The sequence below is a fragment of the Noviherbaspirillum sp. Root189 genome (genome assembly GCF_001428545.1).
In the GTDB taxonomy this organism is placed as follows: domain Bacteria; phylum Pseudomonadota; class Gammaproteobacteria; order Burkholderiales; family Burkholderiaceae_D; genus Noviherbaspirillum.
In genome coordinates, this window is the sequence record NZ_LMHZ01000012.1 from 124,904 (window position 1) to 147,715 (window position 22,812).

16 protein-coding genes are annotated in these 22,812 nt (G+C 56.7%); 8 read left to right on the forward strand and 8 right to left on the reverse strand.

Going from position 1 to position 22,812, the window contains the following annotated elements; translation table 11 throughout:
- Positions 1-2 precede the first annotated feature (2 nt).
- From ASE07_RS08470 to hemC, 3 genes are all read right to left on the reverse strand, one after another.
- Positions 3-1,169, reverse strand: a complete 1,167-nt coding sequence (locus ASE07_RS08470) for a uroporphyrinogen-III C-methyltransferase (RefSeq protein ID WP_057290369.1) — start codon at positions 1,167-1,169, stop codon at positions 3-5.
- Positions 1,166-1,948 (reverse strand): uroporphyrinogen-III synthase, encoded by a 783-nt coding sequence (locus ASE07_RS08475; protein WP_057290370.1) that lies wholly within the window; start codon positions 1,946-1,948, stop codon positions 1,166-1,168. The genes ASE07_RS08470 and ASE07_RS08475 overlap by 4 nt, the downstream gene beginning before the upstream one ends.
- Before the next feature lie 94 nt (positions 1,949-2,042).
- A complete protein-coding gene (gene hemC / locus ASE07_RS08480) occupies positions 2,043-2,990 on the reverse strand; it encodes a hydroxymethylbilane synthase (protein WP_057290570.1) in 948 nt (315 codons plus the stop codon).
- Between the two features lie 116 nt (positions 2,991-3,106).
- Between hemC and ppc the strand changes: the two genes are divergently transcribed.
- The gene (ppc, locus tag ASE07_RS08485; protein WP_057290371.1) at positions 3,107-5,983 is read left to right on the forward strand and encodes a phosphoenolpyruvate carboxylase; all 2,877 of its coding nucleotides are present in this window, start codon (positions 3,107-3,109) and stop codon (positions 5,981-5,983) included.
- A 209-nt stretch (positions 5,984-6,192) separates the two neighbouring features.
- On the opposite strand, the gene ASE07_RS08490 is transcribed toward ppc, so the two are convergent.
- Both ASE07_RS08490 and ASE07_RS08495 read right to left on the reverse strand, forming a co-directional pair.
- Positions 6,193-6,963, reverse strand: a complete 771-nt coding sequence (locus ASE07_RS08490) for a LytR/AlgR family response regulator transcription factor (protein ID WP_057290372.1) — start codon at positions 6,961-6,963, stop codon at positions 6,193-6,195.
- A 2-nt stretch (positions 6,964-6,965) separates the two neighbouring features.
- Complete coding sequence (locus ASE07_RS08495; protein ID WP_235548399.1) at positions 6,966-8,066, reverse strand: sensor histidine kinase; 1,101 nt, start codon at positions 8,064-8,066, stop codon at positions 6,966-6,968.
- Positions 8,067-9,150: 1,084 nt separating this feature from the next.
- On the opposite strand from ASE07_RS08495, the gene ltrA reads away from it, so the two are divergent.
- The 4 genes from ltrA (at position 9,151) to ASE07_RS08515 (ending at position 15,140) form a co-directional block, all read left to right on the forward strand.
- On the forward strand, positions 9,151-10,854 hold the full coding sequence (ltrA, locus tag ASE07_RS08500) for a group II intron reverse transcriptase/maturase (protein WP_057290373.1): 1,704 nt from the start codon (positions 9,151-9,153) through the stop codon (positions 10,852-10,854).
- 106 nt (positions 10,855-10,960) lie between these two features.
- Positions 10,961-12,355: an argininosuccinate lyase gene (gene argH / locus ASE07_RS08505; RefSeq protein ID WP_057290374.1), complete on the forward strand. Its 1,395-nt coding sequence runs from the start codon at positions 10,961-10,963 to the stop codon at positions 12,353-12,355.
- A gap of 491 nt (positions 12,356-12,846) precedes the next feature.
- Positions 12,847-13,431, forward strand: a complete 585-nt coding sequence (locus tag ASE07_RS08510; RefSeq protein WP_057290375.1) for a TRAP transporter small permease subunit — start codon at positions 12,847-12,849, stop codon at positions 13,429-13,431.
- Between the two features lie 17 nt (positions 13,432-13,448).
- On the forward strand, positions 13,449-15,140 hold the full coding sequence (locus ASE07_RS08515; RefSeq protein ID WP_057290376.1) for a TRAP transporter large permease: 1,692 nt from the start codon (positions 13,449-13,451) through the stop codon (positions 15,138-15,140).
- A 498-nt stretch (positions 15,141-15,638) separates the two neighbouring features.
- On the opposite strand, the gene ASE07_RS08525 is transcribed toward ASE07_RS08515, so the two are convergent.
- Positions 15,639-16,718, reverse strand: a complete 1,080-nt coding sequence (locus ASE07_RS08525) for a TRAP transporter substrate-binding protein (RefSeq protein WP_057290378.1) — start codon at positions 16,716-16,718, stop codon at positions 15,639-15,641.
- 296 nt (positions 16,719-17,014) lie between these two features.
- Entirely contained in the window at positions 17,015-18,094 is a 1,080-nt protein-coding gene (locus tag ASE07_RS08530) for a TRAP transporter substrate-binding protein (protein ID WP_057290379.1), read from the reverse strand.
- Positions 18,095-18,649: 555 nt separating this feature from the next.
- Between ASE07_RS08530 and ASE07_RS08535 the strand changes: the two genes are divergently transcribed.
- Positions 18,650-20,005 carry a dicarboxylate/amino acid:cation symporter gene (locus ASE07_RS08535; RefSeq protein WP_057290380.1) on the forward strand — a complete coding sequence of 452 codons (1,356 nt, stop codon included), beginning with the start codon at positions 18,650-18,652 and terminating at the stop codon, positions 20,003-20,005.
- 153 nt (positions 20,006-20,158) lie between these two features.
- Here the strand turns inward: ASE07_RS08535 and pmbA are convergent, their stop codons facing one another.
- A complete protein-coding gene (pmbA, locus tag ASE07_RS08540) occupies positions 20,159-21,523 on the reverse strand; it encodes a metalloprotease PmbA (RefSeq protein WP_057290381.1) in 1,365 nt (454 codons plus the stop codon).
- A 72-nt stretch (positions 21,524-21,595) separates the two neighbouring features.
- On the opposite strand from pmbA, the gene yjgA reads away from it, so the two are divergent.
- Entirely contained in the window at positions 21,596-22,213 is a 618-nt protein-coding gene (yjgA, locus tag ASE07_RS08545; RefSeq protein WP_057290382.1) for a ribosome biogenesis factor YjgA, read from the forward strand.
- On the forward strand, positions 22,191-22,808 hold the full coding sequence (gene mog / locus ASE07_RS08550; protein ID WP_057290383.1) for a molybdopterin adenylyltransferase: 618 nt from the start codon (positions 22,191-22,193) through the stop codon (positions 22,806-22,808). Before yjgA ends, mog begins: the two co-directional genes overlap by 23 nt.
- Positions 22,809-22,812 lie beyond the last annotated feature (4 nt).

Consider the following 22,812-nt stretch of genomic DNA (forward strand, 5'->3'; position numbering starts at 1 on the left):
CGTTATGGCTTCGCCTTGTAATTGCGCACGGCGCTCAGGCTTTCGTTGAGCGTGGGCATTTCGATGGAAAGATTACTTGCCTGCACCTGCCGCAACAGCGCCTGCGTGGTCTGCGTCTGCCGCGCCCGCGTATCGAAATACCGTGCGATAGCATCCTGTGCAGCGATCAGATCACTGCGAAATGCCGATTCATTGCGCGTCAAAAGCGCAAGACGTGCATTGAGCAGTCGCAGCTTCAGGTTTTCACGCGCATAGTAGGCCTGCGTCGGCGACAGCAACAGAACGTCAGGTGATTCGACTTCGCGCACCCGGATCAACTGCCGGATTTCCGTCCACATTTCGTTGGTCCAGCTATACCATTTGTTTTCAAGATCAGCGATCCAGTCGGAATTGCCACTTCCCTTGCCGGTCGGCGCCTGGGCCGCCGCAGCCTTCTCCGCGCGCCGTGAGGTCTTTGGCTGGCTCGCCGGCAGCACAGGCTTTTCATCCGACAGCAAAGGCATGTTGTCAATCTGGCCAATGACGCTGTCAAGGCGCAGCGCAATGCCGGTCAGATCGACTGCGGGAACGGCTTTCAGGCGTTCAAGATCTTTGGCGATGGCACGGCGGATGATGATGAATTGCGGCTTGTCCGAACGGGACAGGCGGTTATCGGCATTTTGCAGAGCGATGATGGCACCCTGGAGATTACCGGCGAGCTGCAACTGCTGGCTGGCGGTCGACAGGACCTGTTCGATCTCCGCGAGCGCCCAGTCGTCGCGATTACGATTGAGCTCCTGGTACAGTTGTTCAAGCGCCAGTTGCTGGCTTTGCGCTTCGGTTTGCTTGCTTTCAAGGACATTCACCTTGGCCTGCAACTCCTTGGTGGCATCCTGCAAGGACTTGGCGACGACCCGCGTCTCCGCGCTGACGGATTCGCCGGTCTTCAGTCGTTGCGCAATGTCTTCCCGCAGGTTGCCCAGTTCTTTCTGCGTGGCCCACCACTGCGCCAGTAGCAGCACAGCCAGGGCTCCCAGCCCCCCGTAAATCAGTTTGCGCTGGTTCATGGCGGCGGCATGATCATTTTGCAAAGGCGTGCGCGGCAAGACAACGTCCGGTCCAGGCGACGCTGCATGGGAGGTGGCGGTTGCGGGCTGGCCGCCATCGGAAGAGGAAGGTAATTCATTCATGCTCGAAATTGTAACGCGGCAATGAGTTGATCGTCGCCGGAACCGGTTTCGGCGATGCGATGAAATCCCAGCGAACGCGCGGTTTCCGCGATGCGGACATGCGGCACAACGAGTCGATGCTGTTGCATTTTGACTACGCCACTCGCGCCTTCAAGGTCTCTGACCAGGTCCAGCAGGATACGCAGCGCTTCTGAACTGGTAATGATCCATTCGGCATCCCCATGAACCAGCTCCGACAATTGCCGGCGGCGGGTATGGTCCAGTCCTGGGGCAACCCGGCGATAGGCTGCGAGCTGTTCAACCTGCACGCCTTTGGCGCGCAAGGCATCGGCTAGCAGCTCGCGGCCGGTTTCGCCACGAATGATCAGCACGCGCTTTCCACGTAAGGCATCGATATCCAGCGTTTCCAGCAGTGTCTGGGAGTCGGTACGAAGCCGATTGGCCGGGCTGATGATCCGGGTGGTTGCCGGTGTGATGCCATGGGCCTCAAGTGCAGCCCGACTGCCCTCTCCCATTACGGCAATACTGACGCCTTCCGGCCACGTTGTCAGGTGCCGGAAAGCCATATCAATCGCATTGGGACTGACAAACGCCACCAGAGCGTAGGCATCGAGCCCGGCCAGGCTGGATATCAGCTTACTTTCGTCTTCCAGCGGGAGGATCTCCAGCAAAGGAAAAACCAGGGTATCCCGGCCAGCCGCACGCAAGCGCTCGGCAAGCGGCTGCGCTTGCGTCAGCGGGCGCGTAATCACAACCGGTGGAAGGGAGGCGTCAGTCATGGGTACCGAAAACAATCAGAAAAATGTGGCGGCTTTGCGTATGCGGTCAGGTGGTTTAGCGTCTGTCGGGACACGTGTTTTGGGATAACGGTATTCAGCCCGCATCCATTGCCCTGCATGCGGCGAGAATGTCCGACGCGCCTTTGGTTTCAAGTGCTGCGGCGACTTGCTGGCCCACGGATTCCGGAAGACCTGCGGCGCCGTCCACTTCGGCGTACGCAATACGTTTTCCATCCGGCGTCCCGACCATCGCCCGCAAATGCATGCTGCCGTTATCGACTGTTGCAAATGCCGCCAGCGGTATCTGGCAGCTTCCGCCGAATACGCGCGACACGGTGCGCTCGGCACTGACCGCTTGTGCGGTGGCTTCATGGTTCAGTGGCGCCAATAATTGCAGCAGGTCGTCCCGGCCATTGAGAATCTCGATCGCCATTGCTCCCTGACCGGGGGCCGGCAGGCTTTGCTCGGGCTCGATCAAGGCACGGATACGTTGCGGCAGTCCCAGGCGCTTGAGGCCGGCCGCGGCAAGGATGATTGCAGCATACTCACCACGATCGAGCTTGCCGAGGCGGGTATCGAGATTGCCGCGCAAAGGACGGATCACCAGATTCGGGTATCGGGCAGCAATCAGCGCCTGGCGCCGCAGGCTGCTGGTGCCAACGATGGCGCCGTCGGGCAGTTCGTCCAACGATGCATAATCATTGGATACAAAGGCATCCCGAGGATCTTCCCGCTCCATCACGGCCGCCAAGACAAATCCTTCCGGCAATTCCATCGGCACATCCTTCAGAGAATGGACGGCCAGATCGGCGCGGCGCTCCTCCATGGCCACTTCCAGTTCCTTGACGAACAGTCCTTTGCCGCCCACTTTGGACAAGGTGCGGTCAAGGATCTGGTCACCTTTGGTAGTCATACCGAGAATTTCGATACTGCACTGCGGATATAATGCCGAAAGTTTTGCACGGACATGCTCTGCCTGCCACATGGCGAGGCGGCTTTCGCGCGAGGCGATGACTAACTTGGAAGGAGGAGAAACTTTCACGACGGCTCTTTCGAATTCATAGGTGTGCAGGTCGCACCGGCGCGCAGATTTTATCATGCGAGCGTCAGCAATCCCCGGTCAAAAGCCGCTTTCATTCCTTCTAATAAGCATTCACCATGGCAAAACAAGCGAATACCCCGTCCGGCCCTAAAAAGCCGGCAGTCGATAAAGACGCCCCGTTGAAAGAAGATATCCGTCTCCTTGGACGGCTGCTTGGTAATGTGCTCCGTGAGCAGGAAGGTGACGCCGTTTTCCAGGTGGTCGAGACTGTTCGCCAGACGGCGGTACGCTTTCGGCGGGAATCGGATGCCCAGTCCGGGGCCGAACTCAACCGTATGCTGAAGAAGCTGACACGCGACCAGACCGTATCGGTGGTGCGGGCTTTTTCGTATTTTTCGCATCTTGCCAATATTGCCGAAGACCAGCATCACAACCGTCGTCGTCGCGCCCACCTGTTGGCAGGATCGGCACCCCAACGCGGCAGCATTGCCTGGGCGCTGTCCCGCCTCGATGATGCGGGCGTATCCGGGGCAACCGTGCGCAATTTCTTCAAGGATGCGCTGGTCTCACCGGTGCTGACGGCCCACCCCACCGAGGTACAGCGCAAAAGTATCCTCGATGCCGAACGCGAAATCGCCCGCCTGCTGGCAGAGCGCGATCATCCGCTGACACCGAAAGAGCTGGCGCACAACACCCAACTGTTGCATGCACGTGTGGCGACCCTCTGGCAGACCCGCATGCTGCGTTACTCCAAGCTGACGGTGGCCGATGAGATCGACAATGCCTTGTCGTACTATCGGATTACTTTCCTGCGCGAACTGCCTGGATTATATGAGGACATCCAGTCCGAACTCGCCGCGCAGTTCCCGCAGCGTCAGGCCGCCGAAAAGGAATTGCCGCCCTTTGTGCAGATGGGAAGCTGGATCGGGGGCGACCGCGACGGCAACCCCAACGTCAATGCCGGCACAATGAAGCACGCGCTAGTGCGCCAATCCACAGCGATCTTCGATTTTTATCTCGACGAGGTACATGCACTCGGCGCCGAACTGTCGATCTCGACCTTGCTCGTCGGTGTCAGTCCGGAACTCGAGGCACTTGCCAAAACGTCGCCGGATCAGTCCGATCACCGGATGGACGAGCCCTACCGGCGCGCCCTGATCGGGCTATATGCACGTCTCGCGGCGACCGCGCGCAATCTGGGTGCGGCTCACGTCCTGCGCCAGGAAGTCGGCACGGCAGCGCCCTATGCGACTACGGCGGAATTCACTCGCGACTTGCAAATTCTTGCCGATTCGCTCAAGTCCCATCACGGCAATGCGTTGATCAAGCCGCGTCTCGCCACCCTGAAACGTGCGTCCGAGATTTTCGGCTTCCATCTCGCCACGCTCGACATGCGCCAGAGTTCGGATGTGCATGAGCGCGTGCTTGCTGAATTGTTTGCGCGTGCACGGGTCGCTGACGACTACGCCGCCCTGGACGAAGAAGACAAGATCACACTGCTGCTGGACGAACTCGGCAAACCGCGCCTCCTGTATTCACCTTACCTTGCCTATTCGGACGAGACCGATTCCGAACTAACCATTCTGCGTACGGCGCGCGAAGTGCGGCAGCGCTATGGTGACCGTGCGATTCGCAATTACATCATTTCGCATACCGAGACCGTATCGGACCTGCTGGAAGTCTTGCTGCTGCAAAAGGAAACCGGTCTGCTGCACATTGAATGGGACAGCACGTCGACACAGGGTGCGCAGGGTCAACGGGGTCTACAGGCGCAGATGGAATTGATGGTGATTCCGCTGTTCGAGACGATTCCGGACTTGCGCTGCGCGGCCGATATCATGCAGCGCTTCATGGCACTGCCGCAGGTACGTCACCTGATCGCCAAACAGGGCGAGCTGCAGGAAGTAATGCTCGGTTATTCGGATTCAAACAAGGATGGCGGCTTTCTGACGTCCAACTGGGAGCTGTACAAAGCGGAGACACGCCTCATCGAGCTGTTCAATAACTCCGGCGTCAAGCTGCGTCTTTTCCATGGTCGTGGCGGCACTGTCGGCCGCGGCGGCGGACCGAGCTACGAAGCAATCATCGCCCAGCCGGCAGGCACGGTGAACGGCCAGATTCGCCTGACAGAACAGGGCGAAATCATCGCGTCCAAATTTTCCAATCCCGAAATCGGCCGCCGCAACCTGGAGCTCTTGGTCGCAGCCACACTGGAAGCGAGCCTGATGCCGAATGGCACACAAGGCAAGGAAGCGCGCAAGCTGGCCGGCTTTGAACAGGTGATGGAAGAGTTGTCGGAACGTGCTTACCACGCATACCGTAACCTGGTTTACGAGACTCCCGGTTTTACCGATTACTTCTTCTCTGCCACACCGATTGCCGAAATTGCGGAGCTCAATATCGGCTCGCGTCCGGCGTCGCGCAAGTCGTCGCGTCGCATTGAAGACCTGCGCGCCATCCCATGGGGTTTTTCCTGGGGACAGTGCCGGCTCCTGCTGCCGGGCTGGTACGGCTTCGGCAGCGCGGTGGCATCCTGGCTGGCTGAAGGTGGCGACAGCAAGGAGCAGAAGCGCCGGATCGCGCAGCTGCGCGCCATGTTCAAGGAGTGGCCATTCTTCGCCACGCTGCTATCGAATATGGATATGGTGCTATCGAAGACCGATCTCGCGGTAGCCTCGCGTTATGCCGACCTGGTAGCGGACCGCAAGCTGCGCAACAGTATCTTCAAGCGCATCGTCGACGAGCACGAGCGGACCGCCGCCTGCCTGACGACAATCACCGGTGCCAAGGAGCGTCTTGCGGGGAACCCCTTGCTGGCGCGGTCGATCAAGAACCGCTTCGCTTATCTCGATCCTCTCAATCACTTGCAGGTTGAACTGATCAAGCGTCACCGTGCTGCGACAGCGGATGGTCGCAAGCTCGATGAGCGTGTGCGTCGCGGGATTCATTTGTCGATCAACGGTATTGCGGCAGGTTTACGAAACACGGGTTGATTTTTATCGGACTTGCCGGTTGATGCTACCCCGCGTGGCGTCGGATTCCAACGCATACCCGCACCATACCTGATTGACCACGACCAGACTACCGGTCCCTTCCCCCTCGCAGGGGGAAGGTTAGGATGGGGATGAGCAGCTTGGACCGTAGCAGGCATTGATCCTACCGTCTTCACCCAGACGCAATCTCACGCAAACCTGTGCGCCCCTCACTTCACCAACGCCTTCACCACCGGCCACTGCCGCCGTGAAATCGGCAACCGTTCCTCGGCACCCCGCAGGATCACCTGCCACGCTTCCTGCGCCTTGTCATGCTCTCCCTCCCCATCGACTGACACAGTTGCCCGCTCCACTCCGAGGATCGCCGCTCGCGCCACTAGAGCATTCCGATGTACACGCACAAAGCTCGCGCCAAGCTCGTCTTCAATTGAAGTCAGCGACTCTTCGATCAGGTAATCCTGCTGCCGAGTGCGCAAGGTCACGTACTTCAATTCCGCTTTCAGGTACAGCACATCCGCCACCGGCACCAGCAGCAATCTCCCGCGCTCCTGCACGGAAAAATGGCGGCGCACCGTCTGCGGGAACGATGCGGCTGGCGCCAACTGTCCCCGCAGCTCAGCCACCCTGCGCAGCGCTTCGGCAAGGCGTGTCGCACGCACTGGCTTGAGCAGGTAATCCAGGGCATGCACTTCAAAGGCTTTCAGTGCATATTCGTCATAGGCGGTGACGAATACCACCGCGGGCCGTACCGGCAGCCTGGTCAGGTGCGCCGCCAATTCCAGTCCTGTCATGCCCGGCATCTGCACATCGAGCAGCACGATGTCCGGTGCCGCGGCACTGATTCCGTCAAGCGCTGCCTGCGGATCCCCGGCTTCACCGACAAGCTCATTCGGACACTCTTCCAGAATATCCGACAGCAGCGTCTTCAGCCGTGACCGCGCCGGCGCTTCGTCATCCACAATAAACAAGCGTGGTTTCATGCCTATCCCCTTACATACGGAAACTGCAATTTCACGTCGAAGAAACCGTCGACAATCGTCGTTGTGATCTGTCCCTCGACGTCGTAAAGCAGGGCCAGGCGCTCGCGGATATTGTCTAGCGCCATATGGTTGCCTGCTCCGCTGACTTGCGCATGATAGGGATTCAGTATCTGGATTTCGATGCGGTCCAGCATGCGGCTCAGGCGAATCTGCACCTGGGTCGGATCGGCTGCGGGTTCGACACCATAGTGAACGGCATTCTCCAGCAGCGGCTGTAGCAATAAAACGGGAATTTGCGCCTTGCGCATCACCTGCTCATCAATATTGTCCATTTGCCACGACACTTGTAGCCGGTCACCAAGACGGATCTGTTCGATGGACAGATATTGTTTGCAGAGGCGAATCTCGTCATCCAGCGTTGTCATATTGCGAGGATCGGTCATCAGCACCCGGAACAGATCGGCAAGGTCCTCCAGCGTGGTTTCCGCGCGCCGCGGTTCGGTCCGGATCAGGGAAAGTACGGCGTTCAGACTGTTGAAAAGGAAATGCGGCCGGATACGTGCCTGCAACGCCTGTAGTCGCGCCTCGACCAGCGCCGGCGAAAACGCTCGCGTCCGCAATTCAAAGTAATGCTGGAATATCGCGCCAAATAAGGCGGCAAGCACAATGCTTTTGGCCAGCGTCATGCGCACAAAATTGCTGATCAGCCAATCGACTGTCGTGAACAGATAGACAATGATTCCGGTCACAACGGCCGGCACGACCACGCAGGCAAGCCGCTGGGCCCAGAGCAAGTCATTTCCATGCGGGCCTAGTTTCGTCACAGCCCGGCGCATCAGGCACATGACGAACAGGGACCATAGGCAGGACAACTCCACCACAATGGAAGTCTCCACGAATTCGAATAGTCCCGCCCGCCAACTGACTGCTTGCAGCATCACCCAGCCAAAAGCAGCGGCATTGACCCCCAGTAGGGTACGAAACACCACGCCAAGGTTGCAGCAGTCAGGGATGACAATGTCGGTCGGCCTCGGGGCCGCATGGCCCTGAGATGCACGAGCTTGAGATAACGGCATACGTTCCAGCGCTTGTTTTATAATCACGGATTCAGTGCGACTAGCGTCGCTCGGAGTTTGCTGGTTCTCTCACAAAACCTTCCATAGAAATCAGGTAACGCATTGATTTTAAATGCCTCTTATCTGGTGAACTGGCCTAGCCAGTATGCAAACGGCACCCTAAGGGTCCAAGAAGGGTGCCGTGAACGGCTACAGATTTATACCTGTAGCCGCTGACACTCGTCTTGAACTATTGCCTACAAGGCGGGGAAGCGTTGCGTGGCCGCAACATCCGACATCAAGGTAGTACCGATGTTGGCGCGTAAATCGTACTCCTTACCGGGGGTATGGTGCCTGCTGAGCATTACTCTCTTCGGAGAGCGCTCTGCATATTTCTATGAGTCGCAAACACAGAGCTAACTCTGTGATGCCTTGTCGTGCTTGTCGTACCCGCAGTCTGGGTATGGCTCGCCACGACCGGATGTACGACCATCCGTAGCCTACTTGGGCATGCGTCACCGGCAACGGTGAGGTGTGAAGCCCCGAGGACAATGCACCCCCGCTTCGGCGGGATAGGCTACCTGCGAGGGTAGCGATCGATACTGCCAGCAGCAAGGTGGTTAAGGGGCTAGGCTAGTGCTGTATGGGTAATGTAATGTGAACTGACGTTTGAACCCTCGTAATGATTGAAAGGCCGAAGCTGCTATTGGCCTTAACCAAAATGGTACGTGGCTGGCTGTTCCTGTTGAATCTAGGAGCACGTCGTCATCCAAGCCACCGGGGGAGAGTCAGGCCCTAACCGGCTAGTCGCGTCGCAGTCTGGACGCGTCGGCATTGCAGGGAACTAGGTAAGCCCGATAACTCGCCACCCTCCAGAACACCGGAGAACGGCAAGTGAACCGTAAGGGGATCTGTTGAGTTAGCGGGTAGAGGATGGTGGAAAAAGCGAATGCCGGTCTGTAATGGATCGGATAGGGATTCAAACTTTGTCCCAACCTGAAAGGGTGCAGACTTCCACTTGGTGTAACAGTCGCAAGCGACTGGATCGACTCTAATCATTAGCCCCGAAGGGACGTAACTGCCCTTCGGGGCAGCGTGCGTCCTCGGCGGGCATTTCTCCACGAGGTACAGCATGCGAGTAACTGACGGCGGTCAGGTCGGTTCTGCGTCCTCGCACGCCCCAACGGACTGGGCTTCCATTGACTGGAAGCTCGTTCAACGGAACGTGAGAGTCATGCAGCACCGCGTAGCGAAGGCAACACAGGAAGGCGACTGGCGCAGGGCGAAAGCCTTGCAAAGGATGCTGACCCGCTCGTTTAGTGCGAAAGCACTGGCAGTGAAACGAGTGACGGAAAACCAAGGCAAACGCACCGCTGGTGTAGACGGCAAGCTGTGGGATACCCCGCAGCAGAAGTACGCCGCGATTGCCGGGTTGAAGAAGCATCGGTATCGACCCCTGCCATTACGGAGGGTCTATATTCCGAAGTCGAATGGAAAAGAACGTCCTTTGGGCATTCCAACCATGAAGGACCGGGCCATGCAGGCGTTACACCTGTTGGTACTGGACCCGGTCTTGGAATCGGTGAGCGACCCGAACTCGTATGGGTTCAGGAAAAATCGCTGCACCGCCGATGCCATGTCACAGATATTTCTCCAGACGTGCCGGAAGGTTTCGGCACAATGGGTCTTAGATGCGGACATCGAAGGCTTCTTTGACCACATCAATCATCAATGGATGCTCGACAACGTCTGTATGGACAAAGTTGTGCTTCGGCGGTGGTTGAAATCCGGGGTCGTCGACCGGGGGCAATTGTTCGCGACCAACGAGGGCACGCCGCAGGGGGGCATCATCAGCCCTGCGTTGGCCAATTGGACGCTGAACGGTTTGGAGACACAACTGCTGACGCACCTTACTCAGCGACACGGCGTATCCAAACTACAGAAGCTGAAAGTAGGTGTTATCCGATACGCAGATGATTTTGTGGTGACCGGGGCTTCACAAGAGCTACTGGAAACCGAAATCAGGCCATGGATCGAAGCATTTCTCGCTGAGCGAGGCCTGCGACTGTCTAACGCCAAAACGCGTGTCGTACATATCGACCAAGGCTTTGACTTTCTGGGGTGGAATTTCCGGAAGTACTCGGGAAAGCTGCTTATCAAGCCCAGTAAGAAGAACGTGCAAGTGTTCTATGAAAAGCTACAGAAGGTTATCGGCGACAATCTGTCGGTAACGCATGAGCAACTTATCGCCATGCTGAATCCGATGCTACGGGGTTGGACGCAGTATCACCGCCCGGTAGTTGCCAAAGAAGCGTTTACACGCCTCGACTGGTTGTTGCACTGGCGATTGTGGCGATGGGCGAAGCGACGCCACCCGACGAAGAGCGCTGATTGGATCCGTAAGAAGTACTGGCGGACCGTTGACGATCGGAATTGGGTATTTGCGACGCCCGTTAAGACGCCCACCGGCAATAAGGAATTGATGGAGTTGTACGAGCTGTCGGCTACATCCATCGAGCGGCACAAGAAGGTCAAAGGGGCATATCACCCTTACGACCGGCAATGGGAAGAATACGGGGAAACCCTCCGTCAGGAACGCATGCTCCAAAGCATGCGATACCGGAAGGAATGGGCTCGCCTGTATGCCGACCAACGCGGTCTTTGTGCGTTGTGCGGGTACGAGATGGACTTGGACAGCGGCTGGCACGATCATCACATTCAGTATCGGATGGACGGCGGGTCAGACGCGCTCGGAAATCGAGTACTATTGCACCCTGAATGCCATAGGCGGGTACACAGCCTAGGTTTAACCGTTGTAAAGCCGGTCTCTGTATAGAGACTTTTGTTATGCTTGAGCCGTGTGCGGTGAAAGTCGCACGCACGGTTCTTAGGGGGGAGGGGTTCCGGTAACGGACCCTTCCTACCCTACCCGGAATTCCATTATGACAGCACAACTTTCCAAAAAAGGCGAAGCCTGGTCGGCCCGCTTTTCCGAACCGGTCTCCGACCTGGTCAAACGTTACACCGCTTCCGTGTTCTTCGACAAGCGCATGGCGGATGCCGACATACAAGGTTCGCTCGCCCATGCCGAAATGCTGTCGCATCAAGGCATCATCAGTGCACAGGATTATGCCGACATCCAGCGCGGCATGGCGCAAATCGAGGCAGAAATCGCTTCGGGCAAGTTTGAATGGCTGCTCGACCTTGAAGACGTCCACCTGAATATCGAAAAGCGCCTGACCGAACTGGTCGGCGACGCCGGCAAGCGTCTGCATACCGGCCGCTCGCGCAATGACCAGGTGGCGACCGATATCCGCCTTTACATGCGCTCGGCAATCGACGACATCAGCGGACTGCTGCGCGACTTCCGTCTCGCACTGCTCGATCTCGCGGAACAGCATGCCGACACCATCCTGCCGGGCTTCACCCATATGCAGGTGGCGCAACCGATCACCTTCGGTCATCACATGCTGGCTTATGTGGAAATGTTCAATCGCGATGCGGAACGCATGGCGGATTGCCGCAAGCGCGTCAACCGCTTGCCCCTGGGCGCCGCAGCGCTCGCTGGAACTACTTTCCCGATTGACCGTGAGCGCGTGGCAAAGACCCTCGGTTTCGATGAAGTCTGCCGCAACTCGCTGGATGCGGTGTCGGATCGCGACTTCGCCATCGAATTTTGTGCTGCTGCCGCACTGGTGATGACGCATGTCTCGCGCATGTCGGAAGAACTGGTGATCTGGATGAGCCCACGCGTTGGCTTTATCGATATCGCCGACCGCTTCTGCACCGGCTCGTCGATCATGCCGCAAAAGAAAAATCCGGATGTTCCCGAACTGGCCCGCGGCAAGACTGGACGTGTCAACGGTCACCTGATCGGCCTGCTGACCCTGATGAAAGGCCAGCCACTGGCTTACAACAAGGATAACCAGGAAGATAAGGAACCGCTGTTCGACACCGTAGATACCGTCGTCGATACCTTGCGTATTTTTGCCGACATGGCGCGCGGCATTACCGTCAAGCCCGAAGCGATGCGTGCCGCTGCATTGCAGGGTTATGCCACCGCCACCGACCTGGCCGATTACCTGGTGAAGAAAGGCCTGGCTTTCCGCGACGCGCACGAGGCTGTCGCCCATGCGGTGCGTACCTGCGAACAGCGTGGGTGCGACTTGACCGACCTGACTCTCGATGAAATGCGGACATACTCGCAGTTGATCGAAGCGGATGTGTTTGAGGTATTGACGCTGGAAGGCTCCGTTGCCGCACGCGATCATATCGGTGGTACCGCCCCTAATCAGGTTCGTGCCGCGATTGCTTACCATCGCAAATTACTGGCCTGATCCAAAGTCTCATCTCGGTCATTTTGGTTAGAAGGTCTGAGAGGCAGGGTGCTGACACGGTGCCCTGCTTCCTCACACAAGGCCTATCTAGAAGAGACACATAGTTCTGCAAGCGTTGCCAAGTTGCTACAGACCGCAGCAGTCAATCTTGAAAACAAGTATGCTTTGAGTTCGCTGCACCGCATCGGATTACCTCTCCACCAATCTATCGGGCCCCTCCTTTCCCGCTACATCAAAATCCTCTTAAGTACGCGGTTTTAATAGGTTATCCGTAGTTCTACGTAAGCGTTTGCACCGGAAAAATGAAAAAACCCATGCGCTTTTGCAGCGCAACATGAAAAGAATTGCGTATGCATTCGGGAACCATTCGTTTGCAAGTTGAAATGACATATACTCCCCCGAGTTTTACCTACCCTATATATGGCATTGCGTCCGCCAATAACTAAAATTCTGCGGTCGCGCCAATGATTTCTTATTGATGGAGACAAATCATGTCTTTCTTGCTTTCACTATCAAGGTTCATTGACGCGCTCAATGAAAAGATAGGAAACGGTATCAGTTGGGCGCTTCTGCTCTCGGTCCTTATCTGTACAGGCAACGCGCTTGTACGTTATACGTTCAACACCAGCTCAAATGCCTGGCTTGAAATCCAGTGGTATCTGTTCTCGGCAATCTTTTTGCTGGCTACCGCATACACGTTGCGTCGTAACGAGCACGTCCGTATCGATGTGGTTGCCGGTCGCTTCTCCAAGCGAACCCAGGTCTGGATCGATCTGTTCGGCTTCCTGCTTTTCCTGCTTCCGATTACCTGCATCATTCTGTACTACGCGATTCCCTATGCCTGGGATTCCATCCAGAGCCAGGAAGTATCGAGTAACGCCGGCGGCCTCATTGTCTGGCCGGCAAAGTTGTTGATTCCAGCAGGCTTCCTGCTACTGGCTTTGCAGGGTCTTTCCGAGTTGATCAAGCGTATCGGTTTCCTGCGCGGCGATCTCGATGCCAGCGCGTTTGAAAAGCAGGCAACCACACCCGAAGAAGAAATCGAGGCGATCAAAGCCGCGAATAAACTTAACTGATCGCCGGAGAACACATAATGGAGCAGTTTCTGATCGCAAACATGGCGCCTGTCATGTTCGGCGCCCTCGTCGTCTTTCTGCTATCGGGTTTCCCCGTAGCCTTCTCACTTGCCGCCAACGGTTTGTTCTTTGGCCTGCTTGGCATTGAATTCGGCTTGCTCAAGCCTGAGCTCCTGCAGGCGCTGCCAAACCGTATCTTCGGCATCATGTCCAACGATACCCTGCTGGCGATCCCGTTCTTTACCTTCATGGGCCTGATTCTCGAGCGCTCAGGGATGGCGGAAGATTTGCTGGATACGATTGGACAATTGTTCGGTCCGATTCGTGGCGGTGTTGCCTATGCAGTCATTTTCGTCGGCGCGCTGCTGGCCGCAACTACTGGCGTGGTCGCTGCGTCGGTCATCTCGATGGGCCTGATTTCCTTGCCTGTGATGCTGCGTTATGGCTATGACAAGCGTATCGCTTCCGGTGTCATCGCCGCCTCGGGCACGCTCGCACAGATCATCCCGCCCTCACTGGTGCTGATCGTGATGGCCGACCAGCTGGGACGCTCCGTCGGCGACATGTACAAGGCCGCGTTTGGGCCAGGTCTGCTGCTTACAGTAATGTATGCCGGCTACGTGTTGGCAGTGTCAATCTTCAAGCCGGCTGCAGTTCCGGCCCTGCCGCCGGAAGCGCGTAATCTTCGTGAACCGAATGGACGCAGCGGTGTTGTTTCGCTGTTCGCGCTGCTGCTCGCTGCGGTCGGCATTTCCTTCGGGTTTGCAGAATATTATGGGTCTTCGCACCCCAACGCCGCCAGTGACGAAGTAGGTATTTATTCGGCCGCGGTCGGCATCGCAGTGGCTTTCGTACTTGCGCTCGCAAACCGCAAGCTGAAGCTCGGACTGCTGTCGCGCATGGCTGAAAAGGTCGTATTCGTCCTGATCCCGCCGTTGGCGCTGATTTTCCTGGTACTTGGTACGATTTTCGTTGGTATCGCGACGCCGACCGAAGGCGGCGGCATGGGCGCATTCGGCGCGCTGGTACTGGCCATGATGAATCGTCGCCTGTCCTGGTCACTGATGAAGCAAGCGATGGATTCGACGACACGTCTGTCGTGCTTCGTGGTTTTCATCCTGATCGGTTCGAGCGTGTTCGGCCTGACCTTCCGTGCGGTCAATGGCGACTTGTGGGTAGAGCATCTGCTGACCTCTTTACCGGGCGGCACGATGGGATTCCTCATCGTCGTCAACATCATGTTCTTCGCGCTGGCCTTCTTCCTGGACTTCTTTGAACTGGCCTTCATCCTGGTGCCGCTGGTCGGACCGGTTGCCGAAAAACTGGGTATCGACCTGATCTGGTTCGGCGTGCTGCTGGGAGTGAACATGCAAACCTCCTTCATGCACCCGCCCTTTGGCTTCGCACTGTTCTATTTGCGGTCAGTCGCGCCGAAAGAGGTTAAAACCTCGGATATTTACTGGGGTGCGGTACCTTTCGTATTGATACAGGTGATCATGGTCGCCTTGATCATTGCCTTCCCGCAGCTTGTGTCGATCGAAAAGAAAACCGACATGAAAGAACAAATCGAGCTTAAGATCGACATTCCGTCGCAGCAAGAATCGCCTGATAGCGGCACACCGCAGCTCAATTTCTCGAATGAGAACGAGCAGCAAGAAAGCAGTGATGCGCCACAGCTCAACTTCTCGACAGACGATGAGAAAAAATAAGCTTTAGTGTAGTTGTGAAGGCCCCGCCCGGTTACCGCGCGGGGCTTTTGTTTTACAGGAAGCTGCTAAAGCGTTTTCATCCTGACCGGGCCACGCAAGGCCGAGGTGATTTGCTTGCGGAACAAGGCGCGACGAGGCGACGACGCGACGACGCGGCATGGGAAGCCATGAAAGAAACGAACGTTCCATATCCTATTCAGATTGGAGCGCACGGCGCGCGCGAGACGGGAAGGATGGAAAAGATCTTGCAAGAGCGCAGAAGAGAAATCTGCAAGGCAAGGTTCAGAGTGAATTCGTATTGACTAGCAGCGCAATAAATTCAGAGCGCAACGTAACAGCGTCACACGAAGCAACGCCGCCATGACCGTCCAAGCAGTCCGGGGCGGCAATACATCATGCCAGCATCAATGCTAAGCGTACGTCATGGTGATGCGAGGCATCCTGCAGCGCACGGCAAGGCGATGCGCTGCAGGACTTTACTGCAGGATGAGACTCAAGTTACTTGTGTGCCGACATAAAGTTTTGCAGCGGCCCTTCAGCGACCGAGAACCATTGGTTCTGGTCACGCTGGAAGCGCTTGTACGGCTCGTAGATTTTCTTGAACTTGGCGTTCTTGGATGCTTCTTCTTCCATCGTGGCGACAGCCGCCTTATAGGAAGCTTCCATGATGGCTTTCGAGAAGAAGCGCAGCTTCGCGCCATTCTTGATCAAGCGTGCGAGCGCCGCCGGGTTCTTGGCATCGTACTCGGCCTGCATGGTGACGTGTGCTTCATAAGAAGCTGCTTCAAACGCCATCTGGTATTCCTTCGGCAGCTTTTCCCATTCCTTGATACCGACGTAGAAGGACAGCTGCGCGCCGGCTTCCCACCAGCCCGGTGCGTAGTAATAGGGAGCGACTTTGTAGAAGCCGAGCTTCTCGTCGTCGTAGGGTGTGGTCCACTCGACCGCGTCCAGCGTACCCTTTTCCAGCGCCGGATAAATATCCGCACCGGCCAGCTGCTGAGGCACCAGACCCAGCGGCGCCATCACCTTGCCGGCAAATGCGCTGATACGCATTTTCAGGCCCTTGATGTCGTCCAGTGTCTTGATCTCCTTGCGGAACCAGCCACCCATCTGCGCACCGGTATTCCCGCCCAGGAAATTGATGATGCCGTAGTCCTTGTAGAACTCACGCATCAGGTCGCGTCCACCGCCCTGGTCGAACCATGCGGTTTGCTGGCGGGAATTCATTCCGAACGGGACTGCGCAGTCGAAGGCGAATGTCGGATCCTTGCCGAAGTAGTAGTAAGGTGCGGTATGCCCCATTTCGACGGTGCCGTTTTGTACAGCGTCGACCACCTGGAGAGCCGGAACGATTTCACCACCGGCGAACACACGAATGTTGAACTTGCCGCCAGTAAGCGCAGAAACGCGCTTACTGAACACTTCGGCTGTACCGAACAGCGTGTCCAGTGATTTAGGGAAGCTGGAAGCGAGCCGCCAGTTGATGGTCGGCTGGGATTGCGCGAGGGCGGGAGCCGCCACTGCACCAATCGATGCGCCGACCGCTGCTTTTTTTAGAAAGGAACGACGTTCCATTTTGTCTCCTGTTGAATGAAGCCTCAAATCATTGTGAGTCTTGCGCCGTGATGGCGTTGCGCAAAACCTGACACTAACCAGCGGACTGGTGACGGACGCCGTAAATCGCAGCATGTTTTGCGTCCACTTTGACACCTGCCCGACAACCCAGAAGAATGCCATAAAAATTCAATTTCGTCCGGGAATTAGTTATTAATGGTCGATGGCGCATCGCCCGCACCAAATGAAAAAGCCCGCTGCACGTTCGTGCTGCGGGCCTTAATCACTGCAACTGCGGCTTCACTTCTTACCGACGCTTACTTGCGTGTAATCATGAAGTTTTGCAGCGGCACTTCAGCCACCGAGAACCACTGGTTCTGATCCTGGCGGAATCGCTTCCAGGGTTCATAAATCTTCTTGAACTTGGCGTTCTTGGCGGCTTCTTCTTCCATGACTTGATTGGTCGCCTTGTAGCAGGCTTCCATGATTTCTTTGGAGAATTGACGCAGCTTCACACCGTTCTTCAGCAAACGAGCGAGCGCCGCAGGGTTTCTCGCGTCGTACTCGGCCTGCATGGTAACGTGCGATTCATACGAGGCGGCTTCGATCGCTGCCTGATATTCCTTCGGCAGCTTTTCCCACTCCTTGATACCGATGTAAAAGGAAACCTGAAGGCCTGCTTCCCACCAGCCTGGTGTGTAGTAGAACGGGGCGACCTTGTTGAAGCCGAGTTTTTCGTCGTCGTACGGACCGATCCATTCCGCCGCATCGATCGTGCCCTTTTCCAGCGCCGGGTAGATGTCACCGCCAGCGATCTGCTGCGGCACCAGGCCCAGGTTCTGCATCACGCGGCCGGCGAAGCCGCCGATACGCATCTTCAGGCCGTTCAGGTCCTGCACGGTTTTTACTTCCTTGCGGAACCAGCCGCCCATCTGTGCGCCAGTGTTGCCGCCCATGAAGTTGATGATGCCGTAGTCTTTGAAGAATTCGCGGGTCAGCGCCTTGCCGCCGCCCTGGTCCCACCATGCTGTCTGCTGACGCGAGTTGAGGCCGAAAGGCACCACGCCGTCAAAGGCGAATGTCGGATCTTTGCCGAAATAGTAGTAGGAAGCACTGTGTCCCATTTCCACGGTGCCAGCCTGGACCGCGTCCATGACCTGCAGCGCCGGAACGATCTCACCGCCCGCGAACACGCGGATATTGAATTTGCCGCCTGTCAGTGCAGCGACGCGCTTGGAAAATACTTCTGCTGCGCCATAGATGGTATCGAGCGACTTCGGGAAGCTTGATGCAAGCCGCCAGTTGATGGTGGGCTGCGTCTGGGCAAGCGCCGGTGCCGCGATGGCACCGGCTGCCGTGCCGGCAGCAGCCTTCTTGATAAATGAACGACGTTCCATTTTGTCTCCTTGAGAATTGAACACAGGTTGTATGCGGAACCGCGCTTTGGTGTCCAGCGGATAGCCGGATCGCGAGCATAGGGATTCTAGAGGCGCAAATAAGCCCGAAGCAATACTAAACCACGTAGGCGGTAACAGTGCTTAGGTAGAAATACGTAGAGGAAATTGGAGCAGCGTGCGCTGGCGTGAATGAGCGAGACAAGTTATGGCCGGTTTTCATAGAGGTCGGCTCGGGCTCAGGGTGAGGAAAGCAGACTAAACGGAGCTACCGATACGTCCTTGATGAAAAGTTTGAAGGTATGCCCATGTTAAATTTCATCGATCTCCAATTCAAGCATCGCCGCAGAATTCCGTGCTGCATCGATCTTCACAGCGCAGTAACGGTTTCTACTGGATGTCCACAATTGCGCACGACATGTTGCATCCGACAGAATGCAACGTTCCCGCGATCTAGCCACTCTCAATACAGACTGGCGCCCGGATACAAAAGTACAAAGGCGATCGCAGCATTCATTCCCGATTTTTGCATATCCTGCGCTGACAACGGAGCCATCCATGAAACCTTCCGCCGGCAAAAAGCCGATCTACAAATCACTTTATTTTCAGGTCGTGACCGCCATTATCATTGGCGTACTGCTCGGCCATTTCTATCCGTCGCTCGGCGCGGAAATGAAGCCACTGGGCGACGGCTTCATCAAGCTCATCAAGATGATCATTGCGCCTATCATCTTCTGCACAGTGGTGATCGGCATTGCCGGCATGGAAGATATGAAAAAAGTCGGCAAGACGGGTGGCCTGGCACTCATCTATTTCGAGGTCGTCAGCACGATCGCATTAATAGTCGGGCTCATCATCGTGAACCTGGTACAGCCAGGCAGCGGTATGCATGTCGATCCAAAGTTGCTTGATACCAAGGGCATCGCCGCCTATACCGGACCAGGCAAGATGCAATCGACCACGGAGTTTTTCCTTAACGTTATCCCGACCAGCGTCGTCGATGCATTTGCCAAAGGCGACATCCTGCAGGTCCTTTTGTTCTCGGTACTGTTCGGCTTTGCGTTGCATAAGTTTGGTGGTCGCGGCACGCTGGTGTTCGACTTCATCGAAAAGCTTTCGCACGTTTTGTTCAGCATCGTGGGCATTATCATGAAGCTTGCGCCGATTGGCGCCTTTGGCGCAATGGCCTTTACGATCGGTAAATATGGTGTCGGCTCTCTGCTTTCCCTTGGCAAACTGATGGGTACCTTCTACCTGACCTGCATCGTGTTTATCTTTGTCGTGCTCGGCACCATTTCCCGATTGCACGGTTTCTCGGTCTGGAAATTTATCAAGTACATCAAGGAAGAACTTTTTATCGTGCTCGGCACATCGTCATCGGAGTCAGTCCTGCCGCGCATGATGGCAAAGCTTGAGAACCTGGGCGTGCGCAAGTCGGTTGTCGGCCTCGTTATCCCAACTGGCTATTCCTTTAACCTGGACGGCACCTCCATTTATTTGACGATGGCCGCCGTGTTCATTGCCCAGGCGACCGACACGCCCATGACGCTGACCCAGCAATTGACGCTGCTGGCAGTGTTGTTGCTGACCTCAAAGGGAGCAGCCGGTATTACAGGCAGCGGCTTCATTGTTCTTGCCGCGACCTTGTCGGCGGTTGGCGGAGTTCCTGTCGCAGGCCTGGCGCTGATTCTTGGCATCGATCGTTTTATGTCGGAAGCGCGCGCACTGACTAACCTGATCGGCAATGGCGTTGCCACCGTCGTCGTAGGCAAGTGGACTGGCGACGTTGATATGGCCCGCGTGCGGCAGCAGCTGAACCACGAGACGCTACAGGACGCCGATGATCCTGAAGAAATCCTGGACCAGTCGGAAGCGCATATGCCCCACACCAAGGCGCCGCCCCGCACTGCCTGACATACCTGGCCATGCGCACGGCCAAGGGTAAGCCGACCTTAACTTCGTCATTCCCGAACTGGTGAAGACCATCCAGTAAAAGAACGGCACCTATTACGCGGAGAAAGGCGATTTTTCGGCTGCGGAATCAGTGACCTTTGACTATGTCCGTGGCTAGCTACCTGCCACGGTCATATTCTCGATAAGGATGGAACCCGTCACTTTCGTGCCGCGTACCACCGTATCAGCACCAACGGCGACAATTTGCTGGAACATTTCCTTCATGTTGCCGGCGATCGTGATTTCTTCGACCGGGTACTGGATGACGCCATCTTCCACCCAGTAGCCCGACGCACCGCGAGAGTAGTCACCGGTGACATAGTTGACGCCCTGCCCCATCAATTCCGTGACCAGCAAACCGGTTCTCAACTTTTTCAGCATGGCCTCAAAGTTATCTTCGGCGCGTGTCAGTGTCGACGTGAACGTCAGATTGTGTGCGCCGCCTGCATTACCGGTCGTCTTCAACCCGAGCTTGCGGGCGGAATACGTGGACAGGAAATATCCCTGCACCACACCATCCTTGACCACATCGCGACGGAAGGTCTTGACACCCTCTTCATCGAACGGCGAGGAACCCACGCCCCCAATGATATGCGGGTCTTCGAGGGCCTGAATGTGGGAAGCGAAAACCGGCTTGCCCAGCGAGTCGAGCAGGAAGGTCGACTTGCGATACAAGGCTCCACCGGAGATGGCCTGAACAAAGGCACCCACCAGTCCGGCGGCCAGCGGCGCCTCAAACAGCACCGGGCACTTGCGGGTATCCAGCTTGCGTGCGTTTAGACGGGCCAGCGCACGCTCGGCGGCGTAGCGACCGACATCTTCGGGACGTGCGAGTTTGGCGGGATCGCGGCCGGAGGTGTACCAGTCGTCGCGCTGCATGTTGGCGCCCTTGCCGGCGATCGGCGACACTGAAATCGTGTGGCGCGAATACGGGTAGCCCCCCATAAACCCCCGCGTATTGGCCGACACGAAATGCGATTGCTGCGCATAGACGCTTGAGCCTTCGCTATTGGTGATGCGCTTATCGACTGCGAACGCGGCTGCTTCGCAACGCGTTGCCAGCGCAACCGCTTCTTCCGTCGTAATCGGCCACGGATAGCAGAGCTGCAAATCGCGCGGCGCCATTTCCAGCATATCCTCGTCCGGCAAGCCGGCGCAGTCGTCTTCGGCGGTAAAACGCGCAATGTTGTAAGCTGCCTCGACGGTCGCTTTCAGCGATGCCTGGGAAAAGTCGGAGGTGCTGGCATTGCCGCGTCTCACATGGCGTTCTTCACCCATATAGACGGTAACGCCAATACCCTTGTCCTTGTTTTGTTCAATGGTTTCAATCTTGCCTTTGCGCACGCTGACGGATAACCCGCTGCCTTCACTGATTTCCACCGCAGCATTGGAAGCACCCATTTCCCGTGCGAAACGAAGGACATCTTCTGCGATTTGCTTGAGCTGGTCATGGCTGTGAGTAAATACGGGTGTGCTCATGGGCTTGTTTTTTTGGAGTTCGATTTAAAACAGTTATCATAGCAGTCGTTTACAGAATGGCTTCAATTCATCATGGTTAATCCAAACAGAGGCGCAGTCGGCTTCAAGTCCACCGAGTTCGAACAGGAATACGACCGCCCGTCCAAATCCCAACTGAAGCGCGACATGACCGCGCTCCAGAAACTTGGCGCAGAACTCGTCGCCGAGCCCAAGGAACGCGTCATGCGCGTCCCCATGCCGGAAGACGTCCGGGATGCGATCCTGGAATGTCAAAAGATCAAGGATCACGAAGGGCGGCGCCGGCAGATGCAGTTCGTCGGAAAGAAAATGCGTACGCTCGAAGATGACGAAATCGCCGCCATCCAGAAAGTTATCGATAGCTGGAAAGGTGCCTCGAAGGCGGAAACTGCTGCGATGCATGCGCTGGAACGGCGCCGCGATAAACTGCTCGCCGACGACAAGGCGCTGACCGACCTGAAGGAACAGCACCCCGAGATCGATGTCCAGCAATTGCGCACGCTGATCCGCAATGCGCGCAAGGAACAGGCGGAGAACAAGCCGCCCAAGGCCTACCGCGAAATTTTCCAGATCCTTAAACAGTTGCAGGGCAAGTCCTCGGGCGCTGCAGGTTCGGCAGCCTCTGCAACCTCCGAAACGTCCGACGAAAATGACGACACCGAAGAAGAGTAATCCCGACGAACTGCTGATCGGCCTGGTCTCCATTTCTGACCGCGCTTCCAGCGGCGTCTACGAAGACCAGGGCATTCCAGCCCTGCGCGACTGGTTCACGACGGCATTGACCAGCGCCTGGAAGATGGAAACGCGGCTGATCCCGGACGAGCGAGCGCAAATCGAACAGGCGCTCATTGAACTGGTCGACAAGGCAGGCTGCGACCTGGTCCTGACCACTGGTGGGACTGGCCCGGCGCGGCGTGATGTAACGCCCGAAGCGACCCTGGCCGTAGGCACGAAGGAAATGCCTGGCTTTGGCGAACAGATGCGCCAGATCAGCCTTAAGTTCGTCCCGACGGCCATCCTGTCGCGCCAAGTGGCCGTGATTCGCGAGACGAAGGATCACGCCGCCCTGATCATGAACCTTCCCGGCCAACCGAAGTCGATCAAGGAAACCCTGGAAGGTTTGAAGGATGCCGACGGCAAGCAGATTGTTTCCGGCATTTTCGCAGCGGTGCCATATTGCATCGATTTGATCGGTGGCCCGTATATCGAGACCAACGAAGCAATATGCAAGGCATTCCGGCCCAAGTCGGCCATTCGCCAGAAATGACAGC

Coding starts and splice junctions, on each gene's coding strand:
- ASE07_RS08490 (WP_057290372.1), bottom strand. CDS start 6,963: ATGAAACCACGCTTGTTTATTGTGGATGACGAAGCGCCGGCGCGGTCA.
- yjgA (WP_057290382.1), top strand. CDS start 21,596: ATGGTTAATCCAAACAGAGGCGCAGTCGGCTTCAAGTCCACCGAGTTC.
- pmbA (WP_057290381.1), bottom strand. CDS start 21,523: ATGAGCACACCCGTATTTACTCACAGCCATGACCAGCTCAAGCAAATC.
- ltrA (WP_057290373.1), top strand. CDS start 9,151: ATGCGAGTAACTGACGGCGGTCAGGTCGGTTCTGCGTCCTCGCACGCC.
- ppc (WP_057290371.1), top strand. CDS start 3,107: ATGGCAAAACAAGCGAATACCCCGTCCGGCCCTAAAAAGCCGGCAGTC.
- ASE07_RS08530 (WP_057290379.1), bottom strand. CDS start 18,094: ATGGAACGTCGTTCATTTATCAAGAAGGCTGCTGCCGGCACGGCAGCC.
- ASE07_RS08525 (WP_057290378.1), bottom strand. CDS start 16,718: ATGGAACGTCGTTCCTTTCTAAAAAAAGCAGCGGTCGGCGCATCGATT.
- argH (WP_057290374.1), top strand. CDS start 10,961: ATGACAGCACAACTTTCCAAAAAAGGCGAAGCCTGGTCGGCCCGCTTT.
- ASE07_RS08475 (WP_057290370.1), bottom strand. CDS start 1,948: ATGACTGACGCCTCCCTTCCACCGGTTGTGATTACGCGCCCGCTGACG.
- ASE07_RS08510 (WP_057290375.1), top strand. CDS start 12,847: ATGTCTTTCTTGCTTTCACTATCAAGGTTCATTGACGCGCTCAATGAA.
- ASE07_RS08515 (WP_057290376.1), top strand. CDS start 13,449: ATGGAGCAGTTTCTGATCGCAAACATGGCGCCTGTCATGTTCGGCGCC.
- ASE07_RS08535 (WP_057290380.1), top strand. CDS start 18,650: ATGAAACCTTCCGCCGGCAAAAAGCCGATCTACAAATCACTTTATTTT.
- mog (WP_057290383.1), top strand. CDS start 22,191: ATGACGACACCGAAGAAGAGTAATCCCGACGAACTGCTGATCGGCCTG.
- ASE07_RS08470 (WP_057290369.1), bottom strand. CDS start 1,169: ATGAATGAATTACCTTCCTCTTCCGATGGCGGCCAGCCCGCAACCGCC.